Below are 20,631 nucleotides of genomic sequence, written 5' to 3'. Positions count from 1 at the left end.
GTGCATAATTAGATGGCCTGAATTAGGCAGGTGGAAGTAATTGGGCTCCAATTGCAGTATTGAGGATAAGGCTCGAACACATCCGCCTGCCGACGATAGGGTCGACCTTTTCGACCGCTGGTTATCTATTAAAAAGGCAAATTTGGGCAAGCATGTGCTTATTATCTGTAAAGAGAATAACTGCTCGTGCGATAATATTTTCGATGAGCTCCAGAACGTTTTACTCAGTCACTATGTAGCACCAGAAATTACCGCAAAGAGACTTGCAGAATTAGGCGCTCCAAGAACTGCAGAATTGTTGAGGGAGCATTTGCCAACAACAAAGACGGCTCGTTCCGGTGACCTTGGGGAAATCCTTGCCATAGAGTTTACTGAGCGTAGGCTTGGATTTAGCGTCCCAATTCGAAGGCTTCGCTTTAAGGATGGACGCAATATGGCTCTTCGAGGCGATGATCTTATTGCCATCGATCGAGATCTTAAAGGTAGCTTAAAGTTCCTTAAGGGCGAATCAAAGAGTTACGCAAGACTGACTCCAACTGTAATCAAAGAAGCCGCAGATGCACTTGACCGATATCGTGGTCGTCCAAACAGACATTCGGTGCTCTTTGTGGCAGAACGTTTGCGAGACAAGGGAGATCATGACCTTGCCAAGGATTTGGATTATGCTGTGCTGCAGAGCTTCCGTGGTTGTCCTTTCGAGCATTTGCTCTTTACAGTGTCTGGCACCGATCCTAATACCCATCTATCCAATCATCTTAGGGAATGCAGGAATCGCACTCGCAGGTATGCAGTCGGAATTTATATCGTTAACCATGGCGATGTTATTGAGCGCTTGTTTTCGGAGCAGTAAATGACCGAATCTGCGATAGAACTTCAGAATATCCTCGAAAAGGCTATATCCCCTGGATTTCGGGATCGTTTGCTGGATAAGGGATTAGCTCGTGGTCTAATCTGGCGCAATGGGGAACTCCCTACCGGAGCACCATCATTTGGAGACAGTCTTACTGATGATCTTCTCGATTATGCCTACACGGTGCTTGCAATGGCACTGCGTCTGCGCTCGGTCAACGGGGATGAGATTTTATTGCAGCGGGCTTTCCTCGTTGCTGGCGAGGCAATCGAAGCAGCCGTGCGCAATGGAGATCCGTTTCGCATAGACCGCGGATTTAATCTGGTGAGTTCAGCCATCTCCTTTCACCTTGCGAGATATGCAGCACGTGCTTATTCCATGTTGCCTATTGGTGCTAACGACGGGAACCTAGCACCAACTGAGAAAGCCCTTGTCCAGCTTCTGAGGAAATCTCTTGATGAAATGCATGAATTTGTTGCGGCTTGGCTGCTTGATAAAGAGCAATGGGATGAGAGAATTGCAGAGCGCCTTCTTAATGATGCAGATTTCGATGAGACTGACGCGATAAGCGCGGTTATTACCAGATCTTTCATGCGCGGACTCGCACTATTTGACCATGCTATAACAACCGGTGAGGAGGTCTCTGCTATGGAAGCAAAGCGTCTGCTACTTTTTACGGCCGAGGCCGCTAAAGATATGCATGCTGTGAGCCATTGGTGGACTTCTACGATGGCATTCCACCTAATAGACGATCTCTGGCAAATGAGCCTCCACCGCCAAATTCCAAAGATACTCTCAGACGATGATGACATTGAAAAGTGGACTACCTTGCGTCAGGCCTATATTCAGCGACTGCGAGCAGCAAAGAAATCCGCAATCGAACTTTGGCCATCACAGATCGAGGCAGCTCAGCGCGCCATAGATCAATCTGATGATCTCGTAGTAGCGCTACCTACAAGTGCTGGAAAAACCCGAATTGCAGAGCTTTGCATCCTTCGAACATTAGCATCAGATCTCCGTATCATCTACGTCACTCCGCTTAGAGCCTTGTCAGCACAAGTTGAACAGGATCTTGCTGATACATTTCTTCCTCTTGGGATATCCGTATCCTCTTTATATGGATCTGCTGGGATCGAGAGTTCTGACGCTGATACACTTAGGGAAGTTAAGATTGTTGTTTCCACTCCGGAGAAGTTGGACTTTGCCCTCCGCGTTGATCCAACAATTATTGATAATGTTGGCCTCATTGTACTAGATGAAGGTCATATGCTCGGACCAAGCGAGAGAGAAGTTAGATACGAAGCACTCGTGCAACGGTTGCTTCGTCGATCCGATGCTGGTTCTCGACGTATTGTCTGCCTATCCGCATTATTTCCGCCACCCGAAGAAATGAGCGATTTGGTCTCGTGGCTTCGACGAGATGAGCCTGGAACTGCAGTGTATTCCACTTGGCGTCCTACTCGTCAAAGATTTGGTGTCATAAGATGGGTAAGGGATGCAGCGCGCCTTGACATTAAGGTTGAGACAGAGGGCCCCTTTGTGAAGCGATTTGTGGAAACTAAGGTGCCACCCGCGGGATCTCGGCGTTTTAATAGCTTTCCACATGATAAGGACGAATTGACTCTGGCAGCAGCATGGCAATTCGTTGACCAAGGAAAGGACGTCCTCATCTATTGCACAATGAGGAGGTCTGTAGAAAAACTAGGAAGGGTTATCCTTAAGTGTATCAGGCAGGGAATGTTAAAGCCGCTTCGCCTGATGAACCAGGATATTCAGGACGTGATGGCTGCAGGAGCTGAATGGTTGGGCCCCGATCATCCAGCGGTCCAGTGCCTAAAATACGGCATAGCCCTGCACCATGGCCATTTACCTCGTCAATTCTTGAATGAACTAGAAAAGCTTCTACGCAAGGGCGATATTCGTCTTACGATTGCTTCTCCGACGCTTGCACAAGGTCTTAATCTCTCGGCCAGCGTGCTTCTGGTCCCTTCAATATGGCGAAACAGGGATATTATTCCTGCTACAGAATTTGCAAATGTTATCGGTCGTGCTGGCCGCGCTTTTGTCGATGTTGATGGTATTGTATTGCATGTTATATGGGAGGACGATGGAAAAAGCGAAGCCAGAAGACTATATCATTGGCATGATCTCGTCTCCAAAGCAAAAGCGCCAGAAATTTCGAGCGGCCTTTTGCTGCTAGCTAACAAGATTTTCCAGAAAATCTCAGATATTGTCGGGGCGCCATTGGAGGAAGTCATTGAATATCTCACTGGGCATGGAGATGTTTGGGATTTTACTGATTCTCAATTAGAGCAAGTAGAAATGAAGCTTGAAGATTGGGAACATGATATAGCTTCCCTTGATGCGGCTATTTTGGCGCTATTGGACACAGGGATTGAAGAAGAATGTCTTGACAACGAACTTGATAATGTGTTAGAAGGGTCGCTCTTCTCTAGAAAGCTGGCATACTATGAACATAACATGCAAATGCTAGTGCGACGGTTCGTTAAAGCGCGAGCCCATTGTATCTGGAGGCAAACAAGTACATCTCAACGAAGGGGATATCATGTGGCTGGCGTCGGGCTACGAGCCGGTCGGTTCTTGGATGCTAACATTGCAAACCTAGTCGATCTCCTTCTTCGAGCAGAGGCAGCAGTGGTAGCGGGAGATTCGGCTGGTGCCACCGACTCCATTGTTGAATTTGCCAGACTTGTGTTTCAGACTGAGCCTTTTCGCCCCTCTGGGACTATGCCCGACTATTGGGAGAATGCACTACGAGAATGGATTGAAGGCAAATCAGCATCAAAAATTGTTGGCCTTGATTCTAGTAAAGGTGTTGACCTATTGCAGGAGGCCATATCTTACCGACTCCCTTGGGCGATGGAGGCTGTTAGAGTGCACGCAATAGCTGTCAGACAAGACGGTGCAGAGCAGATCAAAGGCCATGCAGCTATGGCAGCAGAGGTAGGAAACGCCAATCTCTCTGTCATAAAATTACTGCGTGCTGGACTGAATTCACGCGAAGCTGCAATCACGGCTGTTACCAAAACAGAAGCGGCTTTTATTGACTACAGAGAAATGCTCGAATGGTTGAGATCGGATCAGGTAGAGTCGATGTCCAAAATGGAGAACTGGCCGACAAAACAGAGCCGTCCTGCATGGCTACAGTTCTTCAGCACCAAGAAAGGAAACCGTCTTAAGTTGACATGCCAAACTCAAGTCGTGCAGGTAGAGTGGTTTATCGACGCACCACCAATCAACACGCATGTCATCGTTGAGCCAGACGCCAGGCTCGTTCTAACAACAGACTATGTAAGACTTGGTGTTCTTATCACTGAGCTTAGTATACAAAGCCATGATATCGTTAATGCATGGGTAGCGGACTGCCCGAATACAGTCGTCGTTGAGTATTTTGGCCCGTCGTAAAGATGATATAATCCAACATTATCAGGCAGATGGTCATGCCTGGCCAGAGCGTGCAATGCAGATCCTAGGATGCCGGCATCTCTAGCAACATATGAAAGTGCTTCTGGGCCTGCTCGCTGCCCCAGGCGAAGGCGAATCGCACAAATCTGCAGATCCATTGCATCGGTCTTGTAGAAGCAGCGCAGATAGTGAAGAGCCAGTAGGTTATCGCCTTCCTGGCTGAATATGACGCCCAGGTTCTTGAGTGCCAACGTGTTTCCGGGGTCGAACGGTCTAGGGCTTATGTAGAGTCCTCGTGGCCCGCATGGAGGTCGCCCTTCTTCTAGCAGCGATCCTCAGGGCCACGCAGGCCCGATAGCGCTGCCGCTCCATCTGCGGGCAGCAGCGCAGAAGCACCATGCTCCGCGCAGCCTCTCTCCGCCGGACTTCCCCTCAGTTTATCCTCGCTATTGCCGCCACCTCGTCTCCCGGCTTGACATTCATGATCCGAACACCTTGGGTCGACCGGCCCTGCACCCGGATGTCGCTTGCCGGTATCCTGATAATCACCCCGTCCCGGGTGGTGACCAATAATTCGTCCTCCTCGGAGACAGTGGTGGTGCAGCAGACATACCCCTTGCGGGCATCGATGTTCTTGACTCCCTTGCCCCCCCGCCTCTGCTGGGGATACTCCTCGAGCTCAGTCCTCTTGCCATAGCCCTGATTGGTGACGGTGAGCAGAGTTGAGCCTGAGCCGGGCTCAATCACATCCATGCTGATCAGCTCGTCGCCCATGTTCAGGCTGATCGCTTTGACCCCCATGGTCCCCCGGTTGGAGGCACGCACATCCCCCTCTTTGAAGCGGATGGCCTTTCCGAATTTGGTGGCCACCAAGAGCTCCTTTTCTCCATTGGTGAGCTTGGCCGAGACCAGGCTATCCCCCTTCAGGTTCACCGCCTTTATCCCTCCCTTGCGGGGATTGGAGAAGGCCTGCAGAGGCATCTTCACAATATTGCCGCTCCTGGTTACCAGCACGATGTATCCCGCCTGGAAGCTTTTCACCGGGATGGCTCCGGCGATCCTCTCATCCGGCTCCAGCTGGAGCAGGTTCACTATGGACTTGCCCCGGGCTGCCCTTCCCAAAGCGGGAACCTCATAAACCTTTAGCCAGTGGGCTTTGCCCTTGTCGGTGAAGAAGAGCAGATAGTCCTTGGTGGAGGCGGTGGAGACATCGGTCACAAACTCCTCTGTCTTGGTCTCGGCTCCTATAACCCCCCGCCCGCCCCTTCTTTGCATGCGGTACGTATTGACGGGCTGGCGCTTGATGTACCCGGAGCTGGTGATGGTCACCGCCACCTCCTCCTCCTGAATGAGGTCCTCATTAGTGACCTCACCATCGGCCTCGATGATCTGGGTCCGCCGCTCGTCGCCGTACTTGCTGATCAGCTCCGTCAGTTCGTCCTTGATGATGCTCAGGATCTCCAGATTGCTGGAGAGGATCTGTCTCAGGTGGGCGATGAGCTTCTCCAGCTCTGCCGCCTCGGAGACTATCTTCTCCTGCTCCAGGCCCGTAAGCCTCTGCAGCCTCATGTCTAAAATGGCCTTCGCCTGCTCCTCGGAGAGGAGAAATGCCTCTATCAGACCATCCCTGGCCTCCGCTGGTGTGGGGGCGGCCTTGATGATCCTTATCACCTCATCGATGTTCTTCAGGGCGATGAGCAGGCCCGCCAGGATATGGGCCCTCTTCTCCGCTGCATCCAGCTCGAAGCGGGTGCGCCTCTCAACCACTATGGAGCGGTAGTAGATGTACTGCTCCAGGGTCTCCTTTAAAGAGAGGATCCTGGGCATCCCGTCCACCAGGACCATGTTGTTGATCCCGTAGCTGGTCTGCAAAGCGGTGTGTTTATGCAGCTGGTTTAAGACCACATTGGCGTTGAATCCGGTCTTGATATCCACTACCATGCGGATGCCTTCTTTGTCTGACTCATCCCGCAGATCGGATATGCCCTCCAGGCGTCCCCCTTTGACCATCTCCGCCATATCCTCGATCAGCTTGGCCTTGTTCACCTGGTAGGGAAGCTCGGAAAAGATGATCCTGGTGCTCTTTGCTCCCTCCTCGATCTCCGACTTGGCCTGCATGATTATGCTTCCCTTGCCGGTCAGATAAGCGGACTCGATTCCCGCCCGGCCCACGATATATCCACCAGTGGGAAAATCCGGGCCCGGCAAATAATGCATCAGCTCGCCTACTGTTGCCTGGGGATTGTCTATCAGATGGATGATCGCCCCTGCCAGCTCATTCAGATTATGGGGTGGGATGTTGGTCGCCATACCCACGGCGATTCCAGTCGAGCCGTTTAAGAGCAGGTTGGGAAGCTTTCCCGGAAGGACTGTTGGCTCCTTGAGCGAGCCGTCATAGTTGGGCACAAAGTCCACGGTATTCTTCTCGATGTCTGCCAGCATCTCCTCGGCGATTTTAGAGAGCCGGACCTCGGTGTAACGCATGGCGGCAGCCGGATCTCCGTCGATGGAGCCGAAGTTGCCCTGGCCATCGATCAGAGGATAACGCATGGAGAAGGTCTGGGCCATTCTGACCATGGTCTCATATATGGCCGCATCACCGTGAGGATGGTACTTGCCCATCACATCGCCCACCACGCGGGCGGACTTCTTGTAGGGCTGATCGTGGGTCATGCCCTGCTCATACATGGCATAGAGAATGCGGCGGTGAACGGGCTTCAATCCGTCTCGGACATCGGGCAGAGCCCTCCCTACGATCACGCTCATGGCATAATCGATGTAAGAGGACTTCATCTCCTCGGTGATGTTAACCTGTACTTCTGTCACGATCCACCTCAGATATCAAGATTCTTCACATACTTGGCATGCTTCTCTATGAACTCCCGGCGCGGCTCCACCTGGTCGCCCATGAGGATAGTGAAGATCCTGTCCGCCTCCACTGCATCCTCCAGGGTGACCCGAAGCATGATCCTCCCCTCCGGATCCATGGTAGTCTCCCAGAGCTGCTCGGGGTTCATCTCACCCAGGCCCTTGTACCTCTGAATGACCGGTTTGTTCATGCCTGCTACCAGCTCGTTAAGCTGCTCATCGCTATAGGCGTAATTGGCCTGCTTTCCCTTCTTGACCTGATAGAGGGGGGGCTGGGCGATGAACACATAGCCGGCATCGATCAGGGGCCTCATATAGCGGTAGAAGAAGGTGAGCAGAAGGGTGCGGATGTGCGAGCCATCCACATCTGCATCGGTCATTATCACCACCTTATGATACCTCGCTTTACTGATATCGAAGTCATCTCCCACGCCCGTGCCGAAGGCCACGATCATATTGCGAATCTCGGCGTTCTTCAGGATCTTGTCCAGCCTCGCCCTCTCCACATTGAGGATCTTGCCCCGCAGGGGCAGTATGGCCTGAAAATGCCTGTTCCTTCCCTGTTTCGCACTCCCCCCAGCACTCTCGCCCTCGACGATATAGATCTCGCATTTCGCAGGATCATTGTCAGAGCAGTCGGCCAGCTTTCCGGGCAGTCCGCCGGAGCTAAGGGCGTTCTTGCGCCGGGTCAGCTCCTTGGCCTTCCGGGCCGCTTCCCGGGCGCGCATGGCTTCTGCAGCCTTCTCCACAATGGTCGTCGCAACAAGAGGGTTCTCCTCGAAGTACTCCCCCAGGCCCTCTGCTACCATCGACTCCACAATTCCCCGGATGGAGCTGTTTCCCAATCGGGTCTTGGTCTGGCCCTCGAACTGGGGGTCAGGCAGCTTTACGCTTATGACTGCCACCAGCCCCTCTCTCAGGTCCTCGCCCCCCAGCTTCATCTCGTTCTTGAATAGCTTGTTATTCCGGGCATAATCATTGACTGTGCGGGTTAAGGCGGCGCGGAAGCCCATGAGGTGAGTTCCTCCCTCGCGGGTGTTGATGATATTGGCATAGGAGAATATGTTCTCTGCATAGGAGTTGTTGTACTGCAGGGCCACCTCCACCTGGGTCCCATTCTTGCTGCGCGAGAAGTAGACCGGCTGCTCGTGCAACACCTCCTTATTCTTATTGAGGTACTCCACGAAGGAGATGATGCCTCCCGCGTACTGGAAGATGTTCTCTTTATCAGATCTATCGTCTTTTATGGTTATCTTAAGGCCGCGATTCAGAAAGGCCAGCTCCCTCAAACGGGAGGAGAGGGTGTCGAAGGAAAACTCGGTCTCCTCGAATATGCTGGTATCAGGCTTGAAGGTGATGGTGGTTCCGGTATGATCCGAGCTGCCCCGTTCCTCCAGATCCGAGACCACCTTGCCCTTTTCGAAGCGCTGCCAGTAGATCCTTCCGTTCCTGCGGACCTGCACCTCCATCCACTCGGAGAGGGCATTAACCACGGAGACGCCCACCCCATGCAGTCCGCCGGAGACGCCATAAGACTCGTGGTCGAACTTGCCGCCGGCATGCAACACCGTTAAGACGATCTCCAGAGCCGGCCGGTTAAACTGGGGATGGTTATCAACCGGGATGCCCCGGCCGTCATCCCGAATGGAGACGCTCCCTCCGGGATTGATTGTCACATCGATCTCGCTGCAGAATCCTCCCAGGGCCTCGTCCACGCTGTTGTCCACTACCTCGTAGACCAGATGGTGTAGCCCCAGGGAGTCTGTGCTGCCTATGTACATCGAGGGCCGGCGCCTGACCGCCTCAAGGCCCTCGAGAACCTGGATATGGCTTGCATCATAGCCTGTAGCTTCGCTCAAAATCAACTAAGCCTCCTTAATAATTAGGACTGTATCACACTCATTTGAGCAGATATAAGCTTTTCCCTGAAAAAATTCGCAAATTGGGAAAATACATTGATACAAAATGATGCCTTCGCAGGGGGAGTCTCATCTCATCTCAGAACTGAGAAGGAGCTATTTGACAAGCGCATACGAAAGAATGAGCTGATCGTAAAAAACTTGAAAACGAGAAGCCAAGGTCCGGATTCGAACCGGAGTGGTAATGCTCTGCAGGCATTTGCGTAGCCGCTCCGCCACCTTGGCATTAGGAAGGTCTCTCTCAAGAGTGCTGCTGATACCACCACCTTTATCGATGTGGGCTCACTCTGAGCAGAGATCCTGCTGCAACCTCTCCCCTTATAAAGATTGCCTTCGAAGGCCGATCCTCACACCTGGATACTATTCTTTCACACCGGGCACTTCTTCCATCGATTATGATCTCACGGCAAGTCTCGGAATGGGAGACTTCTTCGTCGCGCATCTCTTATACCCTCTAGGTGCGGTCAAGTGCCGGGTTGTGGGTGATGGTGCAGATCTTGCATACTATTTTTCGATGATCTTCCATGTCCAGGGTGGATACAGTTGATTTTGAGACGATATTCCGAATGAAGCGAGCAGGTTGTGTCGAGCTTGCCTTTGGCGTGGAGAGTGGAAGCCAGGCCATCTTAGACCTATTGAGGAATGGAATTACTCCGGAGCAGATAATCAGGACTTTTAAACAGGCGGATGAAATTGGATTAGTCTCAGATATGCTTCTGATTGTGGGAATTCCTGGAGAGAACCAGGAGGATATAGATATGACCAAGAGATTGATTGCAGAGTACAAGCCCGAAATGGGTGAATATCGCTTATTCCACTCCCATTCCCGGAACAGAGATTTATAGAGGGTGTGTTTGAGGCGGGGCTTAGGGAGAGGATGAAAGAGTAAATGGACTTTTATTTAGAGAAATTCAAGGGCAGGATTGATCCGAGGTTGAGCATATATGATGGCTCTATGATGGAGGATTAGAATTTGGTTTCCCAGTTCGTTATTTCATTTTATCTTGGCATGTTTCCTCATCGGCGATTGCTTCAGACGGAAACAAATATATACGTTGATGATCGTACTATTATCTGTGCAAAGGTCATATTTCCTATCCCTCCTATTTGAATGACTTTTGCCCCCCTCCTAATTATCTCTCCAATTGAGGTTCGATGAGCATCTCGACGTGCAGCCGAAAGGCTTAAGTCGTCGAATGCCGTATTAGTATGCAGGCAAAAGTCGACGGCCATCAATCCCTCCCGTACGGTGACTTTTGCCCCTCCCTCCTTTTCACAGAATCGGAAGCTCACGTTGATCGTCTACACCCAAAAGGTTTATATCGTCTTACGTCGAACCCCAAGGATGGCAAAAGTCAATCACCAATCCCTCCTACACTGACTTTTGCTGTCCCTCTTCTTCCCTCTAAGGAGGGCCGTTTTCCCTCTTCGTCTGGCCAATTGCCGCCATCCTCTCGCCTAATTTAAATATCGTATGCACTATAGCCCTCTTTTTATGCCAGATCCAAAGGAGAAGATCGAAGATCTGATCAGAGCTTTGGAGGAGCTGAGGCTGCATGTGGCCAGGAAGGATCTTGCCGTCGGCAATCAGCGGATCAACTCTCAGCTCTACTTCTCTATTGCCAACGCCTGCCTGAGAAACCGTGCCCTTCTCCTCTACGGTGGAATGGGTGCGAACAAGACCACACTGGTCAATCTGCTCGGGTCCTCATTCTTATCCCTCTCCTTCAGCGAGGTGGAAGACCAGATGGTGACCGGCTATCCGGAGCAGACGGAGGAGAAGATGGTGGGCTTTCTGGATCCCAGACAGTGGATGAGAGAGGCAGAAGAGCCCTGCACAGTGCTCTGGACCCCTTGGTCCAGGTCCCGCTGGAAGCTGATCAATGAGGTCAACCGCTTTCCTGGTGGCAAGCAGAACCTGTTCTTGGAGATACTGCAGAAGAGGAAGATCAGCTATGCTGGGCAGGTGTACGAGCCAGGAGATACCTGTTACTATCTGACCATGAACCCGGAGTTCTCCGCCACCTATCCCCTGGACGAGGCCCTGCTGGACCGCATATCCGTTTGTGTGCCCGCTTTTCAGCCCAACTTCCTGGCAGGGCTGGCCCTCTCTGAAAGGGAGAGGGATGTCGGGGAGCTGGCAGAGGAGCTGCCCCGCTTCACTCTCCAGGAGTTCGATTCCCTGCCTGGTCTGGTGGCTCAAAAGGAGATCGAGCCTCAGGTGGAGCTGGCAGTGCTCTGCCTGGTGAGGGACTTCACCCTCTGCGAGAGGGCGCCGTCATATGACAAGACCCAGCTATCCTCTGCCCGTCCATCGCGAGGCCTGTGTGCAGGCTGCCATTACAGCGGCAATCCAGAGGCCATCTGCTGGCAGGCGGACGAGGGGCTGTCAGATCGGGTGCGCCAGGATCTGAGATCCTTTTCCCGGGCTCTTGCCTATCTCTTGGATCGTGAGGCCGACCTGGAGGTCTTAAAGGCGGTGGCTCCCTATGTTATCTGGCACCGGATAAATCCCATCCGTTCCATTATCGATCGGCCTCCCTATTATGGAGCGAGAAAGCTGGCTTTTGTGGCAGAGCTGGTAGAAAAAAGCATCAACCGCACCATGAACGAGCGGGCGGATATGAACATCATCTTCTCCCGAGCGGTGGATGGGGAGACATCCGTCTGGAGGGCGATGGAAGAGCTGTCGATCTTTGACGATCCCATCGCCCGGCTGGACTTCATACCCTCCCTGGAGCAGATGAGATGAAGCTGGGCAGATTCATGGATGATGCCTACCGCGGCCTGAACAAGGGACGCAGTCTAAGGAGCGAGAAAGGGGACCCCATCTTCAGCCTGGATGACCTGGGAGAGAGGTTAGGGACCAGGCCCAGCCGGATGGAGGTGGAAGAGCTTCTGCCCCAGGATCCTGGGACCCTGAAAAGGCTGGTTGAATCCGATCCGGGCAATAGATATCAGGTCATCTGGGGGCATCTCTCCAGCATTGCCGCAGAGAGGAGTCAGCAGCCCCTGCACCTTTCGGCTGGGAACTATGCCGGTCTGGAGCTATCCCGGGGCACCATCATCCTGGAGATGGGAGGTGATCATGTGGGCGAGAGGATGAAAGGGGGGAGGATCTATCTTCGCCAAGCGGCAGGCGACTATCTGGGCCAGGAGATGACCGGCGGGGGGATAGTATCTAGAGGTGCTGGGAACTATGCCTTCCGCAGGATGAGCGGTGGTTTGGGAGTGATCAAAGGTGACTGCGGCAACTTCCTGGGACTGGGCTGCTCCGGGGGAAAGGTGGTCTGCCAGGGCAGCTGTGGTGAGAGGGCTGGCTGGCTGATGAGCTCGGGAAGCCTGCGCATTCACGGTGATGCGGGCGACTATCTGGGGCTCTTGATGAAAGGAGGTCGGATCACCGTTTTTGGCCGGGTAGGAAGGAGAGCGGGCTGGCGGATGAAGGGCGGCACGATCAGAGGAAAGGCTTTTGGCCCCGAGGCGGCGGATGGAGTCTTTGGGCTGGATTGAGGTCTGGCGGAGGTCTCGAGAAAGCTGGCACTGGCCTCTTCTTCCTCCTCCCGTTCTGGGCGAAAAAGGCAGGTCGGGCAGTTTTGCCTTCTCGAACTATCAGATCACCTTGGATCAAAAGGCTCTGCAGCTTGGGCCGCTGTATCTGGAGAACCTCTTCCATCATCTCATCGTTCAATACATCTTCTGCCCCCGATCACTGGAGAATGCGGGTATCCTCGCTCTGGCCGCGCTCAAGGGGCTGGGCCATCCTTCAGGATCCAATTCAACATACGTTTCGGCATATGGCTTGACACTAGGTATGGCATCGCAAATCGAGTCCGCCCACAGGATGGTGAATATCTTCTCAGATATTGTATCGGACTCATTTCGCCTGGAGAGGAGCGAGCGAGATGAAGAGCTGGTGCTGATGGGCTGGAGGAGGCTGGGGGAACTGGATGGCCGGTCCCTTAATCCTTTAGACCGAGTGGTTCTGGGCTTCTTAAGGGAGTTTTGGGGAGCTTCTTTTCCCTCCTGTCCCCGTCCGGAGGTCGAACATCTCCTGCGGATCTTCTCAGCTGGTATCAGGGACAAGAGCCTCTGGCCCAGGCAGTGCCAGGAGATGGCCCGTATCCTGGGGGCACTGGAGCCAGGCATCCTGGGTCAGGGACCGGTCCGGGCGCAGGAGATATTGAACGGCAGTGCAGACGCCGTGCCCCTGCTCTGTGCCGCGAACCTGGATGCCGGTGAGTATGAAGAGGCTCTGGCGGTGCTGGGGCAGAAAGGAGATCTAAAACGCTGGTATCGAGACCAGAGCTACTTCATTGAGATCAGAGAGGTTCCCAGGGCCCGCTCAGAGGTCACTCCCTCGGGCTTTGCCAAATGGAGGTTAACCGATCCCTGCTATGATCTGGATGTATCCTACTCCCTGAGCCTGAGCCCCCATCTCATTCCTGGGGTCTCGACCTACAAGAGGGATCATGAGACGAGCCCCATGATGCCGGAAAGAGCGGGGGTACCCGATCTGCTCGTAGTCCTGGACAGCAGCCGCTCCATGGAGGGGCCGCGTAAGGGCACCAAGACCCATAAGGCTACCCTGGCCGCCTTCAAGGCCTGCCAGTTCGCCCATTCCATGGGAGCGGAGCTGGCGGCGATAAACTTCAGCGAGAATTATCGGCTCGCCAGCTGGACGCGGGACCTTAACGCTGTTGAGGATGTCTTGGTCGAGTTCTTAGCCACCCGCACCCATATACCTGGAAAGAGGATACTGGAGCTGGCCCAAGGCCGGCCGGGCTGTCTTATCCTATGCATCACAGACACCCATATTCAAAATCTCTACCAGGAGTGGGAGGACATCAAGAGGGCCTCGGAGGTGGGAAGGTTCGTCCTCTTCTCGATAGACCCGGACTATAGGGATCGGCATGTGGAGGAGTCCCTCTCCAGTCTTGGCCAGATCTACTACATCCGGCAGCTTGATGATCTCATATCCTTAGTAGTGGAGGTTTCGGAGAGAGCCTACGGCGGGGAAAGTTTTATCTTCTCCTAATAGACTGGGATTCTGGCATGCCGGGATAGGGTAGTGGCTATCCTGAGGGACTGTGGATCCCTCGAGCTGGGTTCGAATCCCGGTCCCGGCCCCTTATTACTGATAGATCAAATGGTAATGGGCTTTTTATGCTCTGGCTATTCCTTTTTAGCTGAGCCCGGATTCAGATTATGCGAGACTATCAGGATATGCAATAATCCTCATCCAGCAGCACACCGCATTGAACAGTCTAAAAAAATGAATTAGATATGGATATAAGTGTATAAAACAAATTATTTCAAAAATTTTGGAGTAACAAAGCGCTGAAGTTTTGAGGTGATCGTGAAATGAAAATCAGATCGCATTGGAGTCTATGGGTTTTACTCCTATCGGGGATTTTGGCACTGTCTCTTATCCAGAATGCCACTGCCTATTCGTACGTTTATGTTGTGAACTCCTACGTCCATGGATCTAATCCTGACTGGTCCACCGTGGCTAAAATCGATGGTGAGGATCTCTCTCTTATCGAGACGGTTGAGGTCGGGGATAATGCTCATTCCATTGCCATGGTTCAAAGCCCCAACAGGTTGTGGGTCACCTGTCCGGATTCAGATCATATAGCGGTGATAAATCCCTCGACGATGGAATTGATTGACAACATCGAGATCGAAGGCGCACAACCCACAGGAATAGCCGTTTCCCCTTATGACAGCCGAGTCTATGTGACCTTTTCTGAAACCGGAGAGGTAGGCATTTTTAATCCTCAGGAGATGGAATTGATATCTTCCATCCATGTGGGGGGCAATCCCAGCAGCATCACCTTTACTCCCAGTGGGGCTAAAGCTTATGTGGTCGACTACCAGGAGCCGGCTGTATATGTGATTGATGCAGTGAGGAATGCTTTAATTACCACCCTGAATTTCCCTGGACACGCTATTCAGGATGCAATAGCCAGTCCGGATGGGAGCACAATTTATCTGGCTAATATGGACCAAAATAAAATAGAAGTTATAAGGACCCGCGATGACTTTATCCTGGCTCCAATGGAGACATCCTTGCATCCCAGAGGCATTGCCATATCACCAGATGGTCAATATCTGTTTCTGGGGCATTATACCGCTACAGATGCATATGTGGACATGATCCGTCTCTCAGACGGCCAGGTGGTTTCCACGGCTTCCATACCATCCAATCCGAGGTGCATCAAAGTGAGTTCCGACGGCCAGAGGATATTTGTGACAGAGCACAACGAGGATGCCCTCTATGCATATGATGTATCCGGAGAAACCTTGAGCCCCGCAAGCCATGTCGATTTGAACTCCGTTAGTGGCCAGCAAGCCTCACCAGTAGGCCTGGTGATTCAGGAGGTGGCTCTCATTCCATCTGGAAAGATGATCATTGAAAGACCTCCTCGGCCTCAAGATCTCCTTCCAAATGAGCCGATACGATTAATTGATACCCTGCCCATTAAATTCGAACGATACAAATATACCATGCCTCTAAAGACGCCACCTACTTAACCCTTGATGATGGAGAGACTCAAAAACGCCTTCTTGATGGTTCCATCAAGAGTGGATACCTTGGGGCTTCGTCCCCAAGGGATCTTTGCAGCCAAGAATCTATTTGATATCCGGAGAATACTGTACCTTTCTGGAGACCTTCCAGAGGTTGAAGGAGTCTAGGGAGTTGTCCACTGTGCACTGATAGACCCTGACAAAGCGATCAGAGTACGGCCTGGACAGCTCCTCATAAATGGCCTCATCAGAAAAGTCCACTCCCTGAGTGGCGGCGTCAAAGCGGGTGGCGGCGAAGAGCAGCATGGGGATATTGGCCCAGCAGATGGCAGCGTAGCACATGGGACAGGGCTCTGCGCTGCTGTAGATGACGCAGTGGGACAGATCGCCCGGCTGGGCGAGCTTTGACTCATCCTTTCTGATGCTTCCCAGGTCAAAGACCCCGAGACTTGCGCAGGCGCTTCGAATGGCCATGATCTCCGCATGGGCGGTGGGGTCCAGTGCCGATGTAACCTGGTTATGATTGATCCAGTACCTCAGGATCTGATCGGTACAGTTATCGATCTGCAGTATCAGCGCCGCAAAAGGACCGCCCTTCTCTTCCACCGACTCCCGAGCGGCCAGGCAGGCCAGTTGCATCCAGCGGTCGCCCTCTACCTCGATACCAGAGTAGATGCCGTTCACTTTGATATTAGCGGTCTGGACGGGATAGTACTTGCAGTCCTCTTGATCTTCCAGGGTGCATTTGGGGGCATATCCGCTCCAGGGCTGATGATAATCAACTCTGCCAGAGACGAGCGGAACGGGCTTGAATTCATATTCCTGGCCTTCTACCTCTGTGGGAGTGGAGAGATGGGCAGGGGCAACGGCGCCGCTCACCGAGCGCTGGTAGCCATATAGCAGCCTCTGGAATCTGGCCTTCCCCTCCTCCTCAACTGGCCGTCCTGACATATCTCCTCATATAAATTGTGGGCATTACAGCTGGCTAGTTTTCCTCTATTTTTAGCTTGCCGGCTTGGGGCCGTCTGCCTATTTGCATACCTGTATCTCGAAGGTGATGCTCTCTCCGGGTCCTGGCCTCATCCTGATCTGCTTCCACTTGTATAGATACGGCCCCAGGTCCCGCGAGAAGGCTTCCAGCCACATCCGTCGCTCATGCTCGCTCCAATCCTCTGCGCTCTTGTCCAGGTATTGTGCTTTTTCCAGAGCCAGATCTTCTATCATCTTCCGGCTCACGATGACCTGAACTGCACATCCATCGCCGTTCTCGTCCTCGACCACCATCATCTTGAAGCTTCCGACCTCCATCGACGATTCAGGAGCAAGCCTTCCCGCCCTTGCCTTCAGCGCCCCCTGAGCAATCGCCAGGAAGATCTCCTCCCTGGCGGCCAGTTGCACTGCCCTCATTCTCATCTCCAGCATGTCTCTTCCCCGAAAATGCCACTCGATATCGTAATGGAGCATTGTGAATGAGAACGGATAAATAATGATAGGTCACGATGAATCCATCCGGAGGAAGATATGGGCTGCTTTGAGAGCTATATGGAGTTTCGCGAAGAGTTAGAAAAGATCAAAATCAATCAGAAGAACCGCCCAGATCCGCTAAAAGGCAAAAAAGGTGCATCCGGAGACCTACCTCTCCGGAGGGAGATTGCCCCTGAATTTGATTAAACGATCTGGAAAATCCTGCCAATCTTGGGTCCAATCCTGATTCCCATCATTGCCCAGATCCTTTGATGGCCTTCTGTTCATATCGGTCACATTTACCCAGAGATGCAAATCCCTATAGGGGGCAGTGAAATTTCCCTCTTTGTATAGGAGGAACTGCAGCTTCTGCCGGTCTCCTGTTTCATCCAGGACGTAGGTTAAGGGCTGCTCCCAGGTATCGTTGTGCTGCAGGCTGAGGTTCATGCTCATTATAGGGATGATAGGAGCCGATCGGTCGTGTTCAAATGTGCTCAATGCAATGGCGGTATCATTCAGCTGAATATCAACTGCGGGGGTATTGTTCAGCAGAATCTCCATAGTGTAGTTGGTGAGCCTGTACTCATGGTTGACCACCCCTACGATAACTGTGCTGTTGTTTCCTGCTCTGACCTCTGTCGGATAGTCATAGGCCTTCCCTCCTGGGCCCAGGATATAGAACTCCGTGAACTTCTCTCCCTCCTTGGGAGTGACCACCACATAAACAAGGGCGACGATGGAAGCGATTATGGATAGTATCAGAATTATGGTTAAGGCCTTGTCCACCCAACCCCTCTCTCCCTCTGCTCGGATCTCATCTTTCAATGAGCCTATCCACTGGCGAAGATTAAGGGAGAACCTCTCCTCTGGAGAAAGAGAGATCCGCCGCCAGTAGGCAACTGCAGCCATCAGCAGGGTAAAGGCCACAATGGATAAAACAACCGGTATCAGCCTGATTCCCCAGGGGGTGTAGTTGAGGCCCAGACCGATCAGGGGGACAACGGCGATGCTCAAGCCGAAGCTAAGAGCTATCCTCTCAATCCCATCAAGGTCTCCCTTTTTTGGAAAGAGGGCGGCTATGAGCACATACCCTGGCACAAAGAGCACCATCAAAAGGCCGATGGGGATTCGCAGGAACAGGCTGCTCAAAGGGGTGAGGGTGAAGAGCAGAACCGCCAGGGCAAGCACCACCGCTGCCAGGAGATCAGCTGGCATCTGCTCTAGATCCCTCTCCATCCTTAGTTCCCCTCGAGTTCGCTGCCTATAGCCCCAACCACTCTGTCAGCTTGGAGATCACATCCTTAGTATCACCGGATTCTGCTGGCGGGGTGGCTTTCTCCTCTTTGACCGATTCTTCCCCCGCGGATTCGCTGGCAGCTACGCTGGGCTTTGTTTCATTCTCATCCTTATCTGTTGCTACCTTTTTCTCAGCCACACTGACATCTGAAGCAGATGAGCGGTTTTCTTCTTTGCTCATTATGCGCACGGTCTTCGCATCGCCATCTCCCTCGATCAGGTAATCGCTCTCCGGTATGCCAGTGGTGTCGATGACCAGCTTGTAGCTTCCACTGGAGTCGGCCAATACCCCCGTCTCGGCCTCAATGGTTATGGGAACCTCATTTGCTCCCGGCATAGCGTTGCCGGATACCTTGAGCCTGTACATTCCCGGGGGGATATCCGCTACAGAGAGATGCACCACCCCATCGTGTGATTCAAAGCTTTTGGTGATCCAGATTCCCATCTTCATCCCTGCATCGAGGTTCTGTACGTTTCTGGCCGTAACCGAAAAGCGGTTTGGCTTATTGGGGACTTTGATCTCGGTCTCGTAGTTGTACTTCTCAGAGGTCACAGGCAGATTCATTGTGAAGCTGGAGATGAACGTGTTCTCGCTGTTCGGCTCGCTCGTCCCGGTTATGATCAAATTGTCTCCGGCGGTAACGCTGTCAGCAGACAGCTCAAATGAGATTCCTGGCGATATCAATATGAAGATCAGCATCAAATTGATCGCCATGGCGATAGCCAGGCCCCTGCCTGCATTCCTCATCCATTCTGGTTTCTTTGCCATATTCCCTTCCTTCAGTCTCAGAATGCTCAAGCTGATTATCCAGGCTATTGCCTTCTTAACTCTTAACATATGCTTGGTCACCTCTAGAGATATTCAGGGATCTATTCCTGAGTCATATCATTTAATTCAGCTTTTCTCCTCAAGATTATAGTTGATTCTTTTGGAGATTGTTCTAATGCTCAATTCTATTGAATCTGATATCAGATAAAAACCTCACGCCACAATTGCCCAGAATGATTTGATTCATCATTCTGAAAAAGATAGGAATTACCTCAATATATATATATATAATTGATATAAAATATATCCAAAGCAAAAAATTTTAGAAAAAATTATAACGTCTTATTATAAATACTAATCAAGGGTGCTGGCGGATTAAATCACCTCTACAATTTTCTGCTTCAAACCCTGCAGCCCAACTTCCGGGGAATAGATGGCGCATACGATCACATACTCCCCCTTTTCCCATGATCCATCCGTCTGAAAGATGAGATCAACTGCGGATAGAGTGGCCTCCTGCAAGCTGATGGCGCCATTATCCGGCAGAAGGGAGATCATACTCATAAGCTGGTCTTGAGCAGTGGCGGGATTGACCTCGATCTCAGTGGATCTGCTGCCTATGGAAAGAGCGACAACCGGCCAGGTTTTTGATTCATTCGCGACCAGTCTCATTGTGGCATTATCATACTCTTTGCGCGGCATAATAGCTGCTGCGAATATCTTAGACCGGTTGTCTTCAGTCCCTGTGCTCAGATTGATCTTAATGAATTCATTCTCTGAAGGGATGCTATCTTCCATTTGCAGGACCGCCTCTCCTTCCGTAAAGATGAAGGCCTGAGCGGGGGCAATAGACGATCGATTTCCATCAAGAGCATATAGCGAATAAAAGCCGCTTCTCCTCTCGGCCGTTCTATCTGAAGCGATGCTGAAAGATAGATTGGCCTTCTTTGCTGCGCCATCATTCTCCGCGCTATCCATTACCACGGCCTCTGTGCAGATCGCTTCCTCAGATAACTGTACGTTGCCAAGATCTCCAGCCAGATATCCTGCCAGGCTGAGAGGAGCTATACAGATGTTGATTCCCGACTCGGAAGGGATCTGGAATGGGACTTGTTCTCTGGAGAATTCTATCCTCCCCTGTATCGGCATCCCTCGAGAATAGACGGCGAGCTCCTCTGGCAATAGCAGGTCCTGAGAGGTCTGGTTCTCTTGCAGTAAACGGCCAATTCTAGGCAATTGAATCCGATCGTATCCCTCTAGGCTCCAGAAGGCTTCAGCATTCTCAGAGCTTTCCTGTGATGAGATGTTCATCTGTACATAGTCCACTATCTCTGCGCCTGCTGTCGCGTTGTCCATTGATGCTGTGCCCACTGATGCTCTGTCCAATTGGGATTCATTCGTTGCCGTGCAATTCATTCCCAAGGAACTGATGAGAAGCATAAATAGGCATATCAAAAGCGATATCATCCTCATAGTTCCTAATAACATTTATAAAGTATTTATGCACT

15 protein-coding genes and 2 tRNA genes are annotated in these 20,631 nt (G+C 52.1%); 8 read left to right on the top strand and 9 right to left on the bottom strand.

Annotation, left to right across the window (positions count from 1 at the left end; all coding sequences use genetic code 11):
- Positions 1 to 40: 40 nt before the first annotated feature.
- The gene (locus tag MCON_RS04770; RefSeq protein WP_013718885.1) at positions 41 to 850 is read left to right on the top strand and encodes a Hachiman antiphage defense system protein HamA; all 810 of its coding nucleotides are present in this window, start codon (positions 41 to 43) and stop codon (positions 848 to 850) included.
- Positions 851 to 4,276, top strand: coding sequence for a DEAD/DEAH box helicase (locus tag MCON_RS04765; protein ID WP_013718884.1), 3,426 nt, complete (start codon positions 851 to 853; stop codon positions 4,274 to 4,276).
- Between the two features lie 273 nt (positions 4,277 to 4,549).
- Here MCON_RS04765 and MCON_RS16850 read toward each other — a convergent pair whose 3' ends face one another.
- The 4 genes from MCON_RS16850 to MCON_RS04750 form a co-directional block, all read right to left on the bottom strand.
- Positions 4,550 to 4,675, bottom strand: a complete 126-nt coding sequence (locus MCON_RS16850) for a hypothetical protein (protein WP_269798843.1) — start codon at positions 4,673 to 4,675, stop codon at positions 4,550 to 4,552.
- Between the two features lie 33 nt (positions 4,676 to 4,708).
- A complete protein-coding gene (gyrA, locus tag MCON_RS04760; RefSeq protein ID WP_013718883.1) occupies positions 4,709 to 7,102 on the bottom strand; it encodes a DNA gyrase subunit A in 2,394 nt (797 codons plus the stop codon).
- A gap of 8 nt (positions 7,103 to 7,110) precedes the next feature.
- A complete protein-coding gene (gene gyrB / locus MCON_RS04755; RefSeq protein WP_013718882.1) occupies positions 7,111 to 9,003 on the bottom strand; it encodes a DNA topoisomerase (ATP-hydrolyzing) subunit B in 1,893 nt (630 codons plus the stop codon).
- 213 nt (positions 9,004 to 9,216) lie between these two features.
- Positions 9,217 to 9,288 (bottom strand) — tRNA-Cys (locus MCON_RS04750).
- Between the two features lie 299 nt (positions 9,289 to 9,587).
- On the opposite strand from MCON_RS04750, the gene MCON_RS04745 reads away from it, so the two are divergent.
- From MCON_RS04745 to MCON_RS04720, 6 genes are all read left to right on the top strand, one after another.
- A complete protein-coding gene (locus MCON_RS04745; protein WP_013718881.1) occupies positions 9,588 to 9,908 on the top strand; it encodes a radical SAM protein in 321 nt (106 codons plus the stop codon).
- 650 nt (positions 9,909 to 10,558) lie between these two features.
- A complete protein-coding gene (locus MCON_RS04740; RefSeq protein WP_157863676.1) occupies positions 10,559 to 11,815 on the top strand; it encodes a MoxR family ATPase in 1,257 nt (418 codons plus the stop codon).
- On the top strand, positions 11,812 to 12,576 hold the full coding sequence (locus MCON_RS15105; protein WP_013718879.1) for a GltB/FmdC/FwdC-like GXGXG domain-containing protein: 765 nt from the start codon (positions 11,812 to 11,814) through the stop codon (positions 12,574 to 12,576). Before MCON_RS04740 ends, MCON_RS15105 begins: the two co-directional genes overlap by 4 nt.
- Positions 12,536 to 14,101, top strand: coding sequence for a VWA domain-containing protein (locus MCON_RS04730; protein ID WP_232844345.1), 1,566 nt, complete (start codon positions 12,536 to 12,538; stop codon positions 14,099 to 14,101). The genes MCON_RS15105 and MCON_RS04730 overlap by 41 nt, the downstream gene beginning before the upstream one ends.
- Before the next feature lie 19 nt (positions 14,102 to 14,120).
- Positions 14,121 to 14,192: transfer RNA gene (locus tag MCON_RS04725), tRNA-His, on the top strand.
- A 286-nt stretch (positions 14,193 to 14,478) separates the two neighbouring features.
- Positions 14,479 to 15,600: a YncE family protein gene (locus MCON_RS04720; protein WP_157863675.1), complete on the top strand. Its 1,122-nt coding sequence runs from the start codon at positions 14,479 to 14,481 to the stop codon at positions 15,598 to 15,600.
- 99 nt (positions 15,601 to 15,699) lie between these two features.
- Here MCON_RS04720 and MCON_RS16650 read toward each other — a convergent pair whose 3' ends face one another.
- The 5 genes from MCON_RS16650 to MCON_RS04695 all read right to left on the bottom strand — a co-directional run bounded on the left by MCON_RS16650 (position 15,700) and on the right by MCON_RS04695 (position 20,539).
- Entirely contained in the window at positions 15,700 to 16,545 is an 846-nt protein-coding gene (locus tag MCON_RS16650) for a nucleoside deaminase (protein ID WP_013718876.1), read from the bottom strand.
- Positions 16,546 to 16,623: 78 nt separating this feature from the next.
- The gene (locus MCON_RS04710; RefSeq protein ID WP_157863674.1) at positions 16,624 to 17,001 is read right to left on the bottom strand and encodes a hypothetical protein; all 378 of its coding nucleotides are present in this window, start codon (positions 16,999 to 17,001) and stop codon (positions 16,624 to 16,626) included.
- 225 nt (positions 17,002 to 17,226) lie between these two features.
- A complete protein-coding gene (locus MCON_RS04705; protein ID WP_232844344.1) occupies positions 17,227 to 18,273 on the bottom strand; it encodes a DUF1616 domain-containing protein in 1,047 nt (348 codons plus the stop codon).
- Positions 18,274 to 18,319: 46 nt separating this feature from the next.
- The gene (locus MCON_RS04700) at positions 18,320 to 19,192 is read right to left on the bottom strand and encodes a hypothetical protein (RefSeq protein ID WP_048131901.1); all 873 of its coding nucleotides are present in this window, start codon (positions 19,190 to 19,192) and stop codon (positions 18,320 to 18,322) included.
- 306 nt (positions 19,193 to 19,498) lie between these two features.
- A complete protein-coding gene (locus MCON_RS04695; RefSeq protein WP_157863673.1) occupies positions 19,499 to 20,539 on the bottom strand; it encodes a hypothetical protein in 1,041 nt (346 codons plus the stop codon).
- Positions 20,540 to 20,631: the final 92 nt, after the last annotated feature.

Source organism: Methanothrix soehngenii GP6 (assembly GCF_000204415.1).
In the GTDB taxonomy this organism is placed as follows: Archaea; Halobacteriota; Methanosarcinia; order Methanotrichales; family Methanotrichaceae; genus Methanothrix; species Methanothrix soehngenii.
Note: the sequence above shows the minus strand (reverse complement) of the source record. Positions and strands in the feature narration are given on the sequence as shown.